The organism is Bacillus sp. GW823-FHT06A10 (genome assembly GCF_058795375.1).
In genome coordinates this window covers 2,198,266-2,215,417 of the sequence record NZ_JBXAHT010000001.1, presented here as the reverse complement: position 1 = coordinate 2,215,417, position 17,152 = coordinate 2,198,266, and the positions used below count along the sequence as shown (strand labels likewise).

Genomic DNA, 17,152 nt, shown 5'->3' with positions numbered 1-17,152 from the left:
TTGTTTACCTTTTTTTGAGAGATTTAAAAATTGGGGATGTTTTTAGTTGGAAATTATGTACTGGCTAATGAACTTATAACATTCAATGAATTTGTTCTTCATAAACATTAGATTTTGTGTCAAATGATTTATACATTGCCGAACCACCTATGTATATTTTATTCTACAGTATTTATAAAAGAATATTGGCCATGCATAAGAAATATGATTGGCACAGTTTTTGCTTGTATTAAATGTAAGGAAGGGAGATTGTATGTAAGGAATCTGTACTCGTAATAGTATAAAACAAGCTACTATTGCATTATTAATCATAGTTGTATTTATAGCGGAACTGTAAATACATACAAATAAGTAGGTTTTCGGTTTAAAAATTCTGAATTTTCTTTTAAATTATTAGGGGGCAATGGTATGGTTAAATATTCGAAAATTTCTAAGTGGATTCTTGGTGTTGGACTAGTGACAATAACATGTAATGGTTTGCAAATTCAAGCAGAGACAAAAGAGAAAAATGTGAAGAACGTATTACAAATGGAGCCGGTAGGAATACAGAAATCTGTTGATGAATTGGCGCACCCTTCAAAAGTACAAGAAAATGCATCTTTTACAAAACGGTTAAAATTAGCGGATTTATCGCAGCGTCCACTAGCACCAAACGATAATATTAAACCGTTAGCTGAAGAAAAAAAGTATTCAATGGCTGAGTTAAATCAATTAAATAATAAACAATTAACTGATCTTCTTGTGACAATTAAATGGTATCAAATTCCAGATTTATTTCAGTTTAATAGTGATAGTCTTAAATTCTATCAAGATGATAGTCGAATGCAAGCAATTATTAATAAACTAGCAGAACAAGGACAAGCTTATACGAAAGATGATTCAAAAGGGATTGAAACATTAGTAGAAGCTCTACGTGCAGCATTTTATTTAGGTTTTTACCATGATGAATTAAGCAAACTAAATGAGCGTAGCTACCATGATAAATGTTTACCAGCTTTAAAAACAATTGCAAAAAATCCAAATTTCAAACTTGGTACATCAGAACAAAATAAAGTAATTGCATCATATGGAAAATTAATTGGAAATGCATCAGCAGATGTTGAAACGGTTTTATATGCAGGTGAAATTTTTAAACAATATAATGATAATCTTGCAACTTTCATTGAAGACCGAACAAAAGGAGACGCTATATATGAGTTGATGAAGGGAATTGACTTTGATATTCAGACGGATATGTACACGACTGGAAAAGAGCCAAAAGATACGATGTGGTTTCGAAATATTGATAACTTTATTAATGAAGTAAATCGTTTTGCACTACTTGGTACAGTAACAAATAAAAACGGATGGTTAATTAATAATGGAATTTACTATGCTGGACGATTGGGCAAGCTTCATAGCACGCCGACAAAAGGACAACAAGTTGTTACAGATGCAATGCGAATTTATCCATATTTAGGAGAGCAATACTTTGTTGCGGCAGAACAAATTACTACAAATTATGGAGGAATAGATGCGAACGGAAAAACTGTAAATTTAGATCAAATTCGAGAAGAGGGTAAAAAGAAATATTTACCGAAAACGTATACGTTTGATGATGGAGCAATTGTCTTTAAAGCTGGGGATAAAGTTAGCGAAGAGAAAATTAAACGTCTATACTGGGCGGCAAAAGAAGTGCGTTCTCAATTTTATCGTACAGTTGGTAGCGATAAACCACTTGAAAGTGGACATGCTGATGATGTGTTAACGATGGTTATTTATAATAGCCCAGATGAGTATCAATTTAATCGTCAACTGTACGGATATGAAACGAATAATGGTGGGATTTATATTGAAGGGACAGGGACTTTCTTTACATATGAACGTACACCAGAGCAAAGTATTTATAGTTTGGAAGAATTATTCCGCCATGAATTTACGCACTACTTACAGGGAAGGTACGAAGTTCAGGGATTATGGGGACAAGGAGAAATGTATCAAAATGAACGTTTAACATGGTTTGAAGAAGGAAACGCAGAGTTCTTTGCAGGTGCAACGCGATTAGATAGTGTAGTACCGCGAAAAAGTATAATTGGTGGGTTATCTAATGATCCTGCAAAACGTTATACAGCATCACAAACATTAAATGCGAAATATGGAACGTGGGATTTTTATAATTATTCGTTTGCGCTGCAATCATATATGTATAATAAGCGCCCTGAAATGTTCGATAAAGTGCATGATTTGATTCGCGCAAATGATGTTTCAAGTTACGATGCATACCGTGCTACATTAAGCAAAGATAATAAGTTAAATGAAGAATATCAATCTTATATGCAAATGCTTATTGATAATCGCGATAAGTATACAATTCCACAAGTATCAGATGAGTATTTAACTCAGCATGATCCAAAATCGCTTTCGGACATTACTTCAGATATTACGAATGAAGCGAAATTAAAAGATGTGAAAGTAACAAAGAATAAATCACAATTCTTTAATACATTTACACTACAGGGAACATATACAGGAAGTGCGGCTAAAGGAGAAGTTGAGGACTGGAAAGTGATGAATGAAGCAACAAATGATATGTTGAAACGTCTTTCAGGAAAAGAGTGGACTGGATATAAAACATTGACTGCTTATTTTGTAAATTACCGTGTAAATAATGCTGGGCAATATGAATATGATGTTGTGTTTAGCGGAGTGAATACGGAAGAAGGTACGGCTGTAGAAAAAGAACCAAATAATTCATTTGAAACAGCAAACCCACTATCTTTGAATATTTTGTTAAGAGGAACCTTGAGCGATCAAGATCAGGGGGATAAATTTGTTATTGATGTAAAGGATCAAAAAGATTTACAAATTTCTGTTACGAACGAACAAAATCTTGGACTGAACTGGGTATTATATTCTGAATCAGATCTAAATAATTATGTAGCTTATGCAACAAAACGTGATGGAAACAAATTGCTTGGAAATTATAATGCAAAGCCAGGGAAATATTACTTAAGTGTATATAAGTATGGTGGTGAAACAGGGAATTATACGGTACAAGTAAAATAGTTTACTATAATTTATTTTGAAAGGAAACTTATTGCATTTTTTAGCAAAATAAAGTATGTAATGTTAAAAATTAAACTATATCAATATATCCCTGTTCTAATTATAGAACAGGGATATATTGGCTTTATATTTTTAAATTAAATAATCTCATTGGATTTTGACAAGAAAATAATTAATATAGATTTGAATTCTCATTCGTAAAGAATACTTTAATCTTCTTAATGCTCTTTCATTTTTGTCTCAATGCTTGTTTTCAAATCAGTTGATACTTGATTGAAATACCCCAAAACGATCTCCCTAATATCATCGGATATAACTTTCAAATCACTAGCTAAGTTCTCAGCGAGATGTTCTTTTTCTATCGGTTTTAACTTCGTATAAAATTCACCAGCCTGCGTAAAGTCATTCTGTTTTGTTATAGAAGTTCTTTCAAGTTTACCTTCAACGTACCTTCCGTCACCGCTTGTAATTTGATTAGCGGGTGTCCAATCTTGCTGTTGGTTAATCGTTAATTTGCGAAATTCGGGACCAATTCTTCTTCTTTGTGAATCACTGTAAATGTTAGCGCGCCCTTGCAACATTTTATCATCTGATAGTTCTGCACCATCCAGTAAATTAGAAGGGGAGAATGCGACTTTCTCTACTTGTTCCATAAAATTTTCAGGATTTTTATTTAATACCATTTTCCCGACTGGTATGAGAGGATACGTCTGTTCATCCCATACTTTTGTGTCATCTAAAGGATCATAAGATAGGTAAGCTTCATCTTTCGGATCCATGAGCTGGACGTATAAACCATACTCCACTGGTTTACCATTTTCAATAGCATCATATAAATCTTTCCCGCTATAATCAGGGTTTTCAGCAGCTAGTTTAATTGCTTCTTTACTAGTAATGTACTGTACACCTTCAAATGGGTACCAATGATACTTTACATACTTTCGATTACCTTCCGCATTTCTCCATACATATGTATTAACACTATGTCCTGGAATGTGGCGAAGACTTTTGGCCGTACCATTATTAGAGTATAAACGGACAACAAAATGAATAGATTCAGGTGCTTTAGCGACAAAACTCCAAAATCTATTAGGATCTATTAAGTTATTTTTAGGTGAAGGCAATAATGCTTGAATCGTTTCAGGGAAACGCATTGGGTCACGAACAGAAAAAACAGGAATGTGATTACATAAAAGGTCAAAAATGCCTTCTTTTGTATAAAATTTTGTAGAAAAACCGCGTACATTTCTAGCAGTATCCGGTGTTCCTTTCGTACTAACAGCTAACGAAAATCGCACCATAACAGGAACTTTCTCATTAGAATTTTGTAAAAAACTTAATTTAGTATGTTCAGACATCGAATATATCGTTTGAAAATAACCGAACGCACCAAATCCTTTTACATGAACAGGTCTTTCTAAAATTTTTTCATGAATAAATTCTTGTAATGACTCATGCAGTACACTATCTTGCTCTAGTACGGGTCCACGTGAACCAACTGTTTGAGAGTGAAGTTTAGCTTGTTCATTACGTTCGTCATTTTCATTAAAGTCTTTCCCTAGTATAGATTGCCCCTGTTTATCATAGTTTTCATCCATCGATATAGCCTCCAAATCTTTTTTGTCCAATGTTACTAAATATGATTCTATAGCCTTAATTATGTATGACACGCACAGTTCAAAGCAGTAACATACCGCTAGATGAAAAAAACACATATGTAGTGGACCTGTTGAAATAGAAGAAATTATGGAAAAATGAATATCGGGAAGAGAAAGCACGCGTTTTACTAAAAATGTGGAAGAAAACCACTATTAAAATTTCAATCTTAAAACTTAATTTATAAACGATTATATAGAGAATGAACGTTAAAAAAGGAAAAATAACTAGGAGGAATTTAACATGTCGGATTGGTTTCAATTAGATAAAGAATATATGATGTCTACATATTGTCGTACAGAGGTTGCAATGGAAAGAGGAGAAGGGTGTAAACTGTATGATGTAGATGGTAAAGAGTATTTAGATTTATTTTCTGGCGTAGGAGTAAATGTATTAGGATACAATCATCCTAAAATTGTACAAATGACAATGGAGCAAGTTGCGAAATCGTTGCATTTACCGTTTCATTTTTTAAACCCAGTTGCAATTGAGTATGCAAAGAAATTAGTAGATTGTACTTTAAAAAGCGGAAAAGTCTTTTTTACAAACTCTGGTACGGAAGCGACAGAAACAACATTAAAATTAATTGATAAATATAGATTTATTGCGAATGAAGAGCGTGATGGAGTAGTTGTGTTAAAAGATAGTTTTCACGGGAGGACGTTAGGGGCACTGCATTTTACGAGACAAGAAAAGGTATATCAAAATTTCCCTAAAACATCTATTCCTGTATATGAAGTAGAGCGCGAGAATATAGACCAATTAGAAGAAACCATTATTAAAGAAAATCCAATTGCGATTATGCTAGAGCCTGTTTTAGGTAGCGGGGGGATTTATCCTTTATCAAGTGAATATTTACATGGTGTTCAAAATTTATGTGAAAAATATAATGTACTTCTTGTCGTTGATGAAGTTCAAAGTGGTATGGGGCGAACGGGAAAATTATTTGCTTATCAAAATTTTAATATTACACCAGATATTATTCAAATTGGTAAAGGAGCAGGAGGCGGGATACCGCTAGGAGGAATTATTGTAGGTGAAAGGTTATGTGATGTATTTTCACCAGGAGATCACGGGACAACATTTGCTCATTCATCAATGGGAACAGCTTTAGGTTTAACTGTATTAAATACATTACTTGATGATGGGTTAATGCAAGAAGCTTATGAAACGTCACTATATTTGAATGACAAACTGCAAGATATTCAGAAAGAAAATGCTTATTATATTCAGGAAGTACGTCATGCGGGGATGATGTTTGGGATAAGTGTGAATGACACGAATGAAAATGTAAAGAAATTACAGATTGAGTTAATGAATAAAGGGATGTTAGTCGATGTAACACAAGGGAATATTATTCGATTACTTCCGCCGTATATTATTACGAAAGAGGAAATTGACGCATTCACTTATGAGTTTATTTCCTGTGTTCATAACATAGCTGCTACAGCAAGTATTTAAAAAAATATAAAAAAATATAAAAAGCTGAAGAAGCCGCTATTTTAGCGGCTTCTTCAGCTTTTTAAAATAGTAAATTACTTAACATAGAGAGCATCTCATTGGACAAATAATTAATTATGTGAAACAATAATAACAGATAAGGAGACGTTAATTTTCCTTAAGTGCTTCGAATTAATTTTATTCAATAAGAGAAGGTGTGCTTAAAGAAGTTAAATTAAATAAGGAGCTGTTTTATTATATGCAACAAAATAATGATTTAAATTTTGAACCTCAAGACGTTAATATTGTCAATCCTAAACAAGCCAGGAAAGCAGTAATTGCTACTGGTATAGGGAACGCAATGGAGTGGTTTGACTTCGGATTATACGCGTATTTAGCGGTTATCTTAAGTCAATTATTCTTCTCAGGTGTTGATAATAGTGGATTGCAACTTGTACTTACATTCGGTACATTTGCAGCAGCCTTTCTCGTTCGACCAATCGGAGGTGTATTCTTTGGTAGAATAGGAGATAAGTACGGCCGAAAAATCGTGTTAAGTACTACTATTATTTTAATGGCACTTTCTACATTATTCATCGCATTACTACCAACCTATGAACAAATTGGTGTATGGGCACCAATACTACTTTTAGTTGCCCGAATGATTCAAGGCTTCTCTACAGGCGGCGAATATTCAGGAGCAATGGTTTATATCGCAGAATCTTCTCCAGATAAAAAGCGTGGTATACTCGGTAGTGGTCTTGAAATTGGAACACTCTCAGGTTACATTGCTGCATCGGTAATTGTTACCATTTTGACGTTATTGTTAACAGATGAGCAAATGCTCAGCTGGGGATGGCGTATTCCGTTCTTAGTAGCTGCACCAATTGGTTTGGTCGGTTTATACTTACGCCGTCATCTAGATGAATCTCCAATCTTTGAAGAGATGGAAAAAGCACAAGAGGAATCTGAAGACAATGAACAATTTTCATTTATGGATATTATTAAATATCACAAAAAAGACTTCTTATTAAGCACAGTAATTGTCGCCTTCTTTAATATTACGAATTATATGATTCTTTCGTATATTCCTTCTTATCTAACTCAAGTACTTAAAGTCAAAGAAACAACGGGCTTATTAATTATTTCTATTACGATGGTACTTATGATTCCACTAGCACTATATTTTGGTAAATTAAGTGATAAAATTGGTAATAAACGCGTCGTGCAAATTGGTTTACTTGGTTTAACTGTATTTGCAATTCCAGCATTTTTACTAATAGGTAACGGACATATTGCAGCTATATTTGCAGGTATTTTCGTACTAGGTTTCTTCTTAAGTGTATATGAAGGAACATTACCTTCATTATTACCATCACTCTTTTTCACTGATGTACGTTATCGAGCACTTTCGATCTCATTTAATATTTCTGTATCGATATTCGGTGGAACAACACCGCTTGTATGTTCATACTTAGTTCATGCAACTGGTAACCCGCTTGCGCCAGCATTTTATTTGACGGGTGTAAGTATTATTGGATTAGTTGTATTTAGTGTATTATTTGTTACGACTTCAGGGCGTGCGCTAAAAGGTTCATATCCTACAGTAGAAACGAAAAAAGAAGCACACCTAATCGCTAAAGAAGACCCTGAAGAAACACTTTGGTGGCATGAAGAGTCATTAGAAATTGAAGCAGGGAAGAATGCTTCCATTTAAAAAGCAACGTAGAAGTATAAAAAGACTCCTATGAATATAGGAGTCTTTTTGTTACGTTATTTCTTTCGTTTCTTCAAACTTTTCTGATAGGCATAAAGCTTATGAATCTCTTCCTTAAATTCATGCAGAAGTACAATGCTTTTACCATTTGAATAACGCACCGTATTATAAGCATCTATAATAATATCACTTTGAATATTTACATCTTCTTCATCATTTATTCTTTCTAGCCAAGCTTCAACAGTTTCTCCCCGTTTTCTATTTAAAGGAGGGGTTAACTTACTCTCTAGCTTGAAAATTTCCTTCCGAATTTCGTTATGCGGCGGTTTATTTCGTTTAAAACGATTTTGGTTTGTTCCTTCTTTATTAGTAATAATAGTAGATTCGAAGGCGGGCATATTTGGTAAACTGAATTGTTTTCGTTTTTTTACTATTTTCCAAACGACGTAAATAGCGATAGCTGTACATGCTATTATGGTAATGCTATTTATGAGTGTGGGGTCAAAATCAGGAAGTTTTTCCCCATTGTCTTCAATTTTAGGTTTTAAGAGATGCCCTTTACTTGCCCAAACCCCTTCAGTATCTTTCAATTCAGCTGCTATGAGAAATGGATTTATAACATAACCGACTCCTAACGCGACTACTTCTGTGATAAAGCTAAAAATAAGACGAATAAAAGGAAAAACTAAAACAAGTACTATACTCATTACACCAATCGTAATGATAGAAATGAAACGTAATAACTGTTGATTCCGATTTGCCCCAGTTAACCAAAATGTAATCATAATGTGTATAACTAATAGTAACAGCTTCCACAAAGGTGGAAAGGGCGCATAAAATATGGCTGAAATACTAAACCAAACAATACCGCCTAACGATTTTTGAACTGGATATCCTGGTCCGACTACATGTACGATAAAGAAGAAAAGCGGTAACATAATTGTGCCGAATAGAGAGAATGGGAGAAGGAAAGAACAACCAATTATTTGAGTAATGAATAGTATGACAAATCCGGTTGTTTTTTTATTCATAAATTTATGAATAAGAAATACGCCTATATAGCCTGTTGCTAAAAATATGGCAATAGCAACAAGGTCATCCCTTTCTGTTAATAATGAAAGGAGGAGAAGCAAAATAAAGTCATTAACGTGATAGAGCCAAGTTTTCAACCAATTCCACCATCCCTTCGCTATTAATGAGGAACGTTGGCTGCGAGAGAAGAGGGAGTTCATTTTTCTGTAAACCAATGTATATCATTGTAGACGAACGTTCTCTCTTTCTCGTTACATAATGAAGGAATCCTTGTTTCGGAAGTAACGTACTATCATCTGAAATACGTGCTAATTCTTCTAAAGCTTTTGCATATTGTGTTTGCCCTTCATGTAACGATAAATGTAATGCACCACCTTCTGCTAATACACTAATAAATAATTCAAACGGTATGTGATGCTTCGTTGCATATTGGCAAATGTATGTTGTGAATGAAATTAAATCTTCAACATTATCTTTCCAACCAAATCCACGATCGGCAGCTAAAGAAAGACAAATCGTCCAACTATAATTTTTTACAGGTTCAAATTGCTTCGCTTGTAATTCTTGCATTTTAGCAGATGCCTTCCAATGAATAGAGCGGAAAGACTCACGCTCATATCGCTTTACACCGATAATAGATGTTTCATCATTGTAAAAAGAAAAATTAGTTCGATAAGAACCAGTTAGAAGTTGCTGAAGTTCTTGCAAACCTGCTACTTCTTTAGGAGAAGGATACACAATAATTTCAGTTTTTAACTTATCGAAAACAGGTAAGTGTACATTTAATAAATGAAAAGGATCTTTTAAAACACATTCGAACTGTTCAATTTGAAACACACCACGTTTCGTTGCGGTTAATGTTAAATCCCATTTTTGCGCCGAATGTGCAGGTTGTGAAAATGGAAAAGAGAATAACGTTTTTGATATTCGTTCAATTCCTTGATCTTTATGCTGTATAAGAGACGCATCTAAATGAAAATAACAAACACTATTAACGAGAGGGATATGTGCACCGTTTTTCAAATGAATAAAAAACTTTCCAGATTCATCAGGGAAAAGCCGAGTTGTTTGTCTCTCGTTTATAACTTCAAATTTTTTCTCTATGTAAGCGACATATTTATAAATGAAAATCGCAAATAAATAATAGGAGAAAAAGAGAAACATTATAATTCGTTGCGGCATAAAAAACGTAAATAGTATAGCGCCTGGCACAGTTAGTTGAATAATATGGAGTTGAAAAAATAAAGGTACAGTTACAACACGCTGTCCATTCATGCTTGCTCAATCTCCACAGGTACGTCAACTTCTTTTAAAATACTTTGCATTATATCATTTTTAGTCGTGCGCAGGGCACCTTCCATTGATAAGACAATACGGTGATTCCAAACAGAAGGAGTTAAAAATTGTATATCTTCAGGGGTGCAATATTCTCTCCTGCGTAAGAAGGCTAATGCTTGAACTGCGCGCACTAAAGAAAGTGTGGCACGTGGGCTTACACCGTTAGCGATGTAATCGTGATTTCGAGTAGCTTGTGCAAGTTTAATTATGTAATGTTCTAACGGTTCTGATATGAAAATTTCTTTTATTCGTTTCTGTGATTCTAATATATCTTCTAAAGAGATAACAGGTGTGACACGTTCTAGCGGTATATCGTTACGAAAACGTCGCATCATTTGTAACTCATCTTCAGGAGTTGGATAACCGATTGAAATCGTCATTAAAAAGCGATCAAGCTGTGCATCTGGAAGAGGGAAAGTCCCTTGTGATTCAATTGGGTTTTGCGTTGCAATAACAAAGAACGGTTTTGGGAGAGGAGTAGACTGTTTTTCAAGCGTCACTTGTCGCTCTTCCATCGCTTCTAACAAACTAGATTGTGTTCTCGGCATTGCACGGTTAATTTCATCTGCTAGCAAAATGTTTGTCATAACGGGTCCAATTCTTAACTCAAATTCACTTGTTTTTGGGTTAAAGTATTCAATACCTGTTACATCACTTGGAAGTACATCAGGGGTAAATTGAACACGAGAAAAACTACCGCCAATACTTTTTGAAATGGTTTTCGCCAGTAACGTTTTCCCAGTACCAGGCACGTCTTCGAGTAGTACATGTCCATCAGCAAGCAGTGAAACAAGCAGTAGATCAATAACATTTTCTTTACCAACAAACACAGATCCTATGTTTTCTTTCAATTTATTTATCATATGTACCATTCCTTTCAGTATAAAAGAGCTAATATTTCTATATTTTAACAAATTATTCAGAAAATTGGTATCATTTTTTAATTCAAAGAAATAGATATTTAATTATTAAATTAAGCTTGCATATTTTGGAATATGATTATGCAATATCGGTATACGATGTATCGTGAGTCGATATATCATAAGGAGATGTATCGGAGGTAGTTATAATGAATGCGAAGGCGCAAAAATATATTCCGTTAACTGAGGCGACATACTACATATTATTGTCACTTGTAAAGCCAATGCATGGTTATGGAATTATGCAAATGGTAGAAGAGATGACAAATGGAGAAGTAAAACTCGGTCCTGGTACGTTATACGGGAATACGACGAAATTACTTAAAGAAAAATTAATTGTTGAAGTTGCCTCTACAGATAGAAAGAAGTGCTATGAGTTAACAACGTTTGGGAGAGAAGTGTTAGAGCTCGAGTATAACAGGTTACAGAGATCTGTAAGGAATGGGAATAGTATATTAGGGGAGTGAATGAGAGATGGAGACAAAGAAGGTATTTAAATTTTTCATGGCATGGAGTTTAGAAAAAGAAGAAGCTTTTTTACGGAAAATGCATCAAAAAGGTTGGGCGTTACAAAGGTATAATTTGTTGTATACGTTTAAGAAAACAGAACCGAAAGATGTAATATATAAAGCGGATTTTAGATTGGTTTATTGGGATTCAAAAGAAAAACAACAGGAGTACTTTGAAATATATGAAATGTCTGGTTGGAAACGTGTCACAAGTTTTACAAGATGGAATTATTTTTGTAAGGAAGTAGAGAAGGGAATTGAGTTACCTGACATATATTCAGAGAAGGACACGAAGGTGCAAAAAATGAAGGAATTATTACAATTTTTCGCATTAATTTCAATAACTATATTACCCTCAATGTATAGCGTATTTTTAAGTTCAACAGAATCAAGAGTGCCAATTTGGGCGAAAGTTATGACAGGGCTTGTAGGTTGTATGTATGCTTATTTCTTCATGAGAATTTTTTGGAAAATCAAGAAATTGAAAAGTGAAATATTATAATAAAGATTAGACTCTAGAAGAAGATAATGATGACAATGACATCATTATCTTCTTCTTTAATTTTTATGTAATTCTATTTTGTTAACTATTTTTTATATAATAAAAATATATATTTAATTCATAGAACTAACAGTTACAAAGATGATACTAGTAACAATACCTAAAAAAATCATAAATGAAGAAGAAATAATTAATAATAAAGAATTAGCAATAAATATCACTTTATTAGATTTTTGATTTTTAAAATGGTAATAAAGTAAAAGACCACAAATAGTAGAAACAATCCATATTGTTAGACCGTAAGGAGTCGTTATTTTTTCAAAATCGAAGATCCAAAAGTAAAAGATGACTATGTGGCAAGTTACTAGTATAAATGTTGATGGAAGCATTATCTTTTTATTTAAAATCATTTGTTTTACCTCCCTTATGTAAATATTACCAAAAGGGTATGGGTTTTAATATATAATAAGGAAGAAATACATCTTTAATTAACTTATTAAATGGAAAAATCCCTTATAGAAAAATCTATTTCTACAAGGGATAATAATGTTTTTATTAGAAAGACTGATTTTGCGCAGGTTTAATAAATTGTTCTGGGTTTTCAACAAGTCCGCATACAGCACACTGGACACGGTATGTAGGTCCTTGATAGGCCATATGAAAAGCATTCATCGTTTCATTTGTGTATTCTTCTTCTACTTGACCAGTTTGTGGATTTAATTTGACTGGTTTTACTTGTTGTTCAAGAATATTAAAGCGAGTACGGTTCGTTTTACAGCTTGGACATAGCATTGGTTCCATATGTATACACCTCCATTTGTATCATTTCTTAAAATATTTAATTTTATGCAAGCAAAAAACTTTCTCAATATAAATAGGTGTTTAATGTATTTAAAATTCAGAAAAAATAAAATATAATAAAAGTACGAACTGGTTATGTCCAAACCAAATCTCCTGTTTTATGCCAATAAGCTGGGGGGCCGAGAAATCGGCCTCATTTTTTTTGCTCATTACTACAAGGAACAAGGTTTTTGTGAGACTTTTGTCGAAATTTTAGGGGTAGATATAAAGGGGGATGTAAAATGGATTTGAAAATGAAGTACATCATTTTATATGTAGAAAAGTTTGAGGAATGTTTAAAATTCTATAAAGATATTTTACAGTTACCTATAAAAGCAGAGCACGGTACATATATTGAATTTAATACTGGAACTACCATTTTAGCGATGAATACGCGGCAAGATGTGAAAGAATTAACAGGACTACCGCTTACAGAAGGTGAATTAAAGTCTTCTCATTTCGAATTAGGATTCGTTGTTGAGAATGTACAAGAAACGATTGAGCAATTTAGAGAACAAGGAATCAAGATTTTAGTTGAACCGATTGTAAAACCGTGGGGACAAACAATTGCCTACATTGCTGATCCAGATGGAAATTATATTGAAATTTGCAGTTCATTAGAATAGAGGGAGAAAGAGAGATGGGATTTCCGAAACTAGAAACAGAACGTTTACGACTAAGAGAACTTACACTATTAGATGCAGAAACGCTGTTCCAATATTTTTCGAAAGAATCAGTTATACGTTATTTCGGAATGGATTCTTTTGAAAATATTGAGCAAGCGAAAACAACGATTCAAACGTTTAAAAATCGTTATGAAGAGGGCAGTGTATTTCGCTGGGGAATCGAGAAAAAAGGGACGGGCCAATTAATCGGAACGTGCGGATTTCATTTAATTAATAATAATCATAAACGAGCTGAAATTGGTTATGAATTAGATGATACGTATTGGGGACAAGGATATGCATCGGAAGCATTACAAGCGATTTTAGCTTACGGATTTGAAATGCTGCAACTGATAAGAATCGCAGCGGTTGTATATGTAGAAAATAAAGCTTCTCAAAAGTTGTTAATAAAAGCAGGATTTCAAGAAGAAGGATTACTTCGAAAACATATGATTCAAAATGGAGTTGCTCATGATACCATTTTATATTCTTTATTAAAAGAAGAGCGGAAGAAGTAATGAGTACAAACGAACTTATAACGATTATGAAGAATCATAGGGAAAATAGATTCATTTTAGGTATAGATGGTTTAAGTCGTTCAGGAAAAACAACATTCGTAGCAAATTTAAAAGAAAATATGAAACAAGAAGGCATTCCGTTTCATATTTTCCATATTGATGATCATATAGTGGAGCGTAATCGACGCTATTATACAAACCATGAAGAATGGTATGAGTATTATTGTTTACAGTGGGATATTACATACTTGAGGCAGAAGTTTTTTCAGAAGTTACAACATGAGACAAAATTAACTTTGCCTTTTTATCAAGAGGAAACAGACTCATGTGAAATGAAAAAAGTACAGATTCCTATTGTAGGCGTAATTGTTATTGAAGGAGTTTTTCTGCAGCGAAAAGAATGGAGAGATTTCTTTCATTATATGGTCTATTTGGACTGTCCAAGAGAGACAAGGTTTCTACGTGAGAGTGAGGAGACACAGAAAAACCTTTCAAAGTTTGAAAATAGGTATTGGAAAGCAGAGGATTATTACTTAGAAATGGAATCGCCGAGGGATAGGGCGGATTTAGTCATTAAATGATTTGAACATAGAAGGTGAATAGAATGAATATTTTATGGGATTTTGATGGGACGTTATTTGATACGTATCCTGCATATACAATGATGCTTTCTGAAATATTAGGTGATTCAGTAGAAAAACAAGAAATATACAAAAACTTAAAAATATCATACTCTCATGCAATTCAGTATTATAATATTTCATGCGAGCAGGAAGAAAAGATTAAAGTTTTGAAGGGAAAATTCACGTCAAAAGATATGAAACCTTTTGCAGGTGTCGAAGAGGTTTTGAAATTTGCAAATAAAAATGTGATTATGACCCATAAACATAGGGAAGGGGTTATGGGCATTTTAAAATATTACGGCTGGGAAAAATACTTCGTAGATATGGTTACAATTGACGATGGCTTTCCTCGAAAGCCAAACTCTTTAGCTTATAATCATCTGCATAAAAAATACAATATTGATTTAGCTATTGGAGATAGAGAATTAGATTTATTACCTGCAAAAGAATTAGGTATTTCAACATGTATGTTTCAAGGTAATTGTGATGTAGCGGATTATTCTTTATCACATTACTCGGAGTTTTTTAAGGTAGTGAGTGATAGAGAGTTTTCTTTATAAAAAAAGTTATTAATAAAGACTGTATCTTTCATTTTAAAGGTACAGTCTTTATTTTTTAGAGCTATTATATACCAATTGCCGTGGATTAAAGAATGATTGTATATCTTTAGTAAAGAAATAGTCAGGTTAGTTGTTAGATAGAAATAAACTGACAGATAAAGTGATAGTGTCCGTTTTATCTGCTTTTTATCATAACCAAATTATGGTTATTCATGCTAATATAAACTCATAGCTATATAGAAGGGGTGGGATTAGTATGAAAACAGAAATAGTTCCTAAAAAGAAGTACAGTATAATAAGCTATATATCTTTACTCATCGGCATTTTGTGTTTTCTATTCGTTTTTATAACGCCAACAAGGATAGCGAATGCAGGTAATATAGTTGGAGATTATATTACAATTGCCCTGACAGGTGTAGGTATCATGCTTTCAATAATCACAATGACGAAAAAAACAGAGAAGAAGGGGATTGCTATCCTTTCATTAATACTGTCCTCATCATTTTTTATATTTTGGATCATAGCGATTATCCTATTGTTTACTGGTCAAATTAGTTTTGCGCCGTAATGTGAAATAAAAAGAGTCCTTTTCGTATGATAACGGGTATAGTTACGGGAGTGAAAATATAAAATAACATACAAATTAGGGATGTAAATCACTTATGATTTAGCATCCCTTTTTTTATTGTTATTTCAGTGTTTAAGCGCTTTTATATAGTTAAATAGCGTTCTAAATAATAAGATAAATGGAAAATTTATGTTAAAATAATTATAGAGATTGTGAAAAAATGTTCTTAAACTAGCGTTCAGATTACTTTAAGAAGGTTTTTTCAAAGGAAATGGTAAATATCATATTTTGAAGGGGTGATTGTAGTGGATTAAGTGATTTTTTTAATCTTGGTTAAATACTTTGAAGATAGGGGTTTATAACTATGAATACAAAATTAATAATAGTAGAAGGGTTACCTGGATTTGGAAAATCAACCACTGCAAAGCTAATAAATGAAATTCTAAGCCAAAATAAAATTGAAGTTGAACTATTTTTAGAGGGAAATTTGAACCACCCAGCCGACTATGATGGTGTATCTTGTTTTAATAAATTTGAGTTCAATAGATTATTATCTAACAGTGGAGATTTTAAAGAAGTGCTCCTTAAGAAAGTTCTAAAAAAAGGAAGCAATTATTTATTACCATACAGAAAGATGAAAAATGAGTTTGGTGACCAGTTTTCGGACGAATTATTTAACATTATTTTAAAAAATGATATATACGAATTACCATTCGATAAAAATGTTGAATTAATTGCTGACAAATGGAATGACTTTACTGAAATCGCTCTAGAAGACAATAAGGTTTATATCTTTGAATGTTGTTTCATACAAAATCCATTAACTATTGGGATGATTAAATATGGTGAACAAAAAGAAAAAATAATAAATTATGTAATGAAAGTTGCAAAAATCATAGAGAATTTAAACCCAATGTTATTGTATGTAGAACAAGATAATCTTGAATTTTCATTTAGGAAGGCATTAAAAGAAAGAACTCCAGAATGGTCCACAGGAATTATCGACTATTACACTAACCAAGGCTATGGGAAAGAACATCACCATTCAGGTGTAGAAGGAGCGATAAAAGTTCTTGAAGCTAGAAGGAATTTAGAATTAGAAATATTCGATATGTTAAAAATGAAAAAAGAAACAATCAATAATACAAAATATGAAATTGACTCATATAGGTCAATGTTAAAAGATAAGTTAGCCATACAAATGGTGAAATAGCTTTTT

At 33.0% G+C, this 17,152-nt stretch carries 17 protein-coding genes; 11 read left to right on the top strand and 6 right to left on the bottom strand.

Annotation, left to right across the window (positions count from 1 at the left end; all coding sequences use genetic code 11):
* Positions 1-408 precede the first annotated feature (408 nt).
* On the top strand, positions 409-3,045 hold the full coding sequence (gene colA, locus AC1Q8M_RS11280) for a collagenase ColA (protein ID WP_071714180.1): 2,637 nt from the start codon (positions 409-411) through the stop codon (positions 3,043-3,045).
* Positions 3,046-3,263: 218 nt separating this feature from the next.
* Here colA and AC1Q8M_RS11275 read toward each other — a convergent pair whose 3' ends face one another.
* The gene (locus AC1Q8M_RS11275) at positions 3,264-4,643 is read right to left on the bottom strand and encodes a catalase (protein ID WP_016512645.1); all 1,380 of its coding nucleotides are present in this window, start codon (positions 4,641-4,643) and stop codon (positions 3,264-3,266) included.
* Positions 4,644-4,944: 301 nt separating this feature from the next.
* On the opposite strand from AC1Q8M_RS11275, the gene AC1Q8M_RS11270 reads away from it, so the two are divergent.
* Positions 4,945-6,162 carry an aspartate aminotransferase family protein gene (locus AC1Q8M_RS11270; RefSeq protein WP_001286460.1) on the top strand — a complete coding sequence of 406 codons (1,218 nt, stop codon included), beginning with the start codon at positions 4,945-4,947 and terminating at the stop codon, positions 6,160-6,162.
* A 238-nt stretch (positions 6,163-6,400) separates the two neighbouring features.
* The gene (locus tag AC1Q8M_RS11265) at positions 6,401-7,858 is read left to right on the top strand and encodes an MFS transporter (protein ID WP_098855445.1); all 1,458 of its coding nucleotides are present in this window, start codon (positions 6,401-6,403) and stop codon (positions 7,856-7,858) included.
* A gap of 56 nt (positions 7,859-7,914) precedes the next feature.
* Here the strand turns inward: AC1Q8M_RS11265 and AC1Q8M_RS11260 are convergent, their stop codons facing one another.
* Genes AC1Q8M_RS11260 through AC1Q8M_RS11250 form a run of 3 tightly spaced genes read right to left on the bottom strand, consistent with a single transcriptional unit; the run spans position 7,915 to position 11,091 of the window.
* Complete coding sequence (locus AC1Q8M_RS11260; RefSeq protein ID WP_023522311.1) at positions 7,915-9,027, bottom strand: DUF4018 domain-containing protein; 1,113 nt, start codon at positions 9,025-9,027, stop codon at positions 7,915-7,917.
* Positions 9,002-10,165, bottom strand: coding sequence for a DUF58 domain-containing protein (locus AC1Q8M_RS11255; protein ID WP_098366162.1), 1,164 nt, complete (start codon positions 10,163-10,165; stop codon positions 9,002-9,004). The genes AC1Q8M_RS11260 and AC1Q8M_RS11255 overlap by 26 nt, the downstream gene beginning before the upstream one ends.
* Entirely contained in the window at positions 10,162-11,091 is a 930-nt protein-coding gene (locus tag AC1Q8M_RS11250; protein WP_098256230.1) for an AAA family ATPase, read from the bottom strand. Before AC1Q8M_RS11250 ends, AC1Q8M_RS11255 begins: the two co-directional genes overlap by 4 nt.
* A 206-nt stretch (positions 11,092-11,297) precedes the next feature.
* Between AC1Q8M_RS11250 and AC1Q8M_RS11245 the strand changes: the two genes are divergently transcribed.
* Both AC1Q8M_RS11245 and AC1Q8M_RS11240 read left to right on the top strand, forming a co-directional pair.
* Complete coding sequence (locus AC1Q8M_RS11245) at positions 11,298-11,615, top strand: PadR family transcriptional regulator (RefSeq protein ID WP_000991893.1); 318 nt, start codon at positions 11,298-11,300, stop codon at positions 11,613-11,615.
* A 7-nt stretch (positions 11,616-11,622) separates the two neighbouring features.
* Complete coding sequence (locus tag AC1Q8M_RS11240) at positions 11,623-12,159, top strand: DUF2812 domain-containing protein (protein ID WP_075719993.1); 537 nt, start codon at positions 11,623-11,625, stop codon at positions 12,157-12,159.
* Between the two features lie 113 nt (positions 12,160-12,272).
* Here the strand turns inward: AC1Q8M_RS11240 and AC1Q8M_RS11235 are convergent, their stop codons facing one another.
* The gene (locus tag AC1Q8M_RS11235) at positions 12,273-12,569 is read right to left on the bottom strand and encodes a hypothetical protein (RefSeq protein WP_097914123.1); all 297 of its coding nucleotides are present in this window, start codon (positions 12,567-12,569) and stop codon (positions 12,273-12,275) included.
* A 145-nt stretch (positions 12,570-12,714) separates the two neighbouring features.
* On the bottom strand, positions 12,715-12,960 hold the full coding sequence (locus tag AC1Q8M_RS11230; protein WP_000433609.1) for a hypothetical protein: 246 nt from the start codon (positions 12,958-12,960) through the stop codon (positions 12,715-12,717).
* 281 nt (positions 12,961-13,241) lie between these two features.
* On the opposite strand from AC1Q8M_RS11230, the gene AC1Q8M_RS11225 reads away from it, so the two are divergent.
* From AC1Q8M_RS11225 to AC1Q8M_RS11200, 6 genes are all read left to right on the top strand, one after another.
* A complete protein-coding gene (locus AC1Q8M_RS11225; RefSeq protein ID WP_000364497.1) occupies positions 13,242-13,625 on the top strand; it encodes a VOC family protein in 384 nt (127 codons plus the stop codon).
* Positions 13,626-13,639: 14 nt separating this feature from the next.
* Complete coding sequence (locus AC1Q8M_RS11220; protein ID WP_098284495.1) at positions 13,640-14,182, top strand: GNAT family N-acetyltransferase; 543 nt, start codon at positions 13,640-13,642, stop codon at positions 14,180-14,182.
* Positions 14,182-14,763, top strand: coding sequence for a kinase (locus AC1Q8M_RS11215; protein ID WP_000106123.1), 582 nt, complete (start codon positions 14,182-14,184; stop codon positions 14,761-14,763). The genes AC1Q8M_RS11220 and AC1Q8M_RS11215 overlap by 1 nt, the downstream gene beginning before the upstream one ends.
* Positions 14,764-14,786: 23 nt before the next feature.
* On the top strand, positions 14,787-15,365 hold the full coding sequence (locus AC1Q8M_RS11210; RefSeq protein ID WP_016512647.1) for an HAD-IA family hydrolase: 579 nt from the start codon (positions 14,787-14,789) through the stop codon (positions 15,363-15,365).
* A 256-nt stretch (positions 15,366-15,621) separates the two neighbouring features.
* Positions 15,622-15,933 carry a hypothetical protein gene (locus AC1Q8M_RS11205; protein WP_000845548.1) on the top strand — a complete coding sequence of 104 codons (312 nt, stop codon included), beginning with the start codon at positions 15,622-15,624 and terminating at the stop codon, positions 15,931-15,933.
* Positions 15,934-16,297: 364 nt separating this feature from the next.
* Positions 16,298-17,146, top strand: coding sequence for a P-loop NTPase family protein (locus AC1Q8M_RS11200; RefSeq protein ID WP_001093199.1), 849 nt, complete (start codon positions 16,298-16,300; stop codon positions 17,144-17,146).
* Positions 17,147-17,152 lie beyond the last annotated feature (6 nt).

What these genes read in the sequence shown, in the direction of transcription:
- AC1Q8M_RS11240 (WP_075719993.1), top strand. Translation starts at nt 11,623, where the DNA reads ATGGAGACAAAGAAGGTATTTAAATTTTTCATGGCATGGAGTTTAGAA.
- AC1Q8M_RS11235 (WP_097914123.1), bottom strand. Translation starts at nt 12,569, where the DNA reads ATGATTTTAAATAAAAAGATAATGCTTCCATCAACATTTATACTAGTA.
- AC1Q8M_RS11265 (WP_098855445.1), top strand. Translation starts at nt 6,401, where the DNA reads ATGCAACAAAATAATGATTTAAATTTTGAACCTCAAGACGTTAATATT.
- AC1Q8M_RS11255 (WP_098366162.1), bottom strand. Translation starts at nt 10,165, where the DNA reads ATGAATGGACAGCGTGTTGTAACTGTACCTTTATTTTTTCAACTCCAT.
- AC1Q8M_RS11230 (WP_000433609.1), bottom strand. Translation starts at nt 12,960, where the DNA reads ATGGAACCAATGCTATGTCCAAGCTGTAAAACGAACCGTACTCGCTTT.
- AC1Q8M_RS11225 (WP_000364497.1), top strand. Translation starts at nt 13,242, where the DNA reads ATGGATTTGAAAATGAAGTACATCATTTTATATGTAGAAAAGTTTGAG.
- AC1Q8M_RS11205 (WP_000845548.1), top strand. Translation starts at nt 15,622, where the DNA reads ATGAAAACAGAAATAGTTCCTAAAAAGAAGTACAGTATAATAAGCTAT.
- colA (WP_071714180.1), top strand. Translation starts at nt 409, where the DNA reads ATGGTTAAATATTCGAAAATTTCTAAGTGGATTCTTGGTGTTGGACTA.
- AC1Q8M_RS11220 (WP_098284495.1), top strand. Translation starts at nt 13,640, where the DNA reads ATGGGATTTCCGAAACTAGAAACAGAACGTTTACGACTAAGAGAACTT.
- AC1Q8M_RS11250 (WP_098256230.1), bottom strand. Translation starts at nt 11,091, where the DNA reads ATGATAAATAAATTGAAAGAAAACATAGGATCTGTGTTTGTTGGTAAA.
- AC1Q8M_RS11215 (WP_000106123.1), top strand. Translation starts at nt 14,182, where the DNA reads ATGAGTACAAACGAACTTATAACGATTATGAAGAATCATAGGGAAAAT.
- AC1Q8M_RS11270 (WP_001286460.1), top strand. Translation starts at nt 4,945, where the DNA reads ATGTCGGATTGGTTTCAATTAGATAAAGAATATATGATGTCTACATAT.
- AC1Q8M_RS11275 (WP_016512645.1), bottom strand. Translation starts at nt 4,643, where the DNA reads ATGGATGAAAACTATGATAAACAGGGGCAATCTATACTAGGGAAAGAC.
- AC1Q8M_RS11210 (WP_016512647.1), top strand. Translation starts at nt 14,787, where the DNA reads ATGAATATTTTATGGGATTTTGATGGGACGTTATTTGATACGTATCCT.
- AC1Q8M_RS11200 (WP_001093199.1), top strand. Translation starts at nt 16,298, where the DNA reads ATGAATACAAAATTAATAATAGTAGAAGGGTTACCTGGATTTGGAAAA.
- AC1Q8M_RS11245 (WP_000991893.1), top strand. Translation starts at nt 11,298, where the DNA reads ATGAATGCGAAGGCGCAAAAATATATTCCGTTAACTGAGGCGACATAC.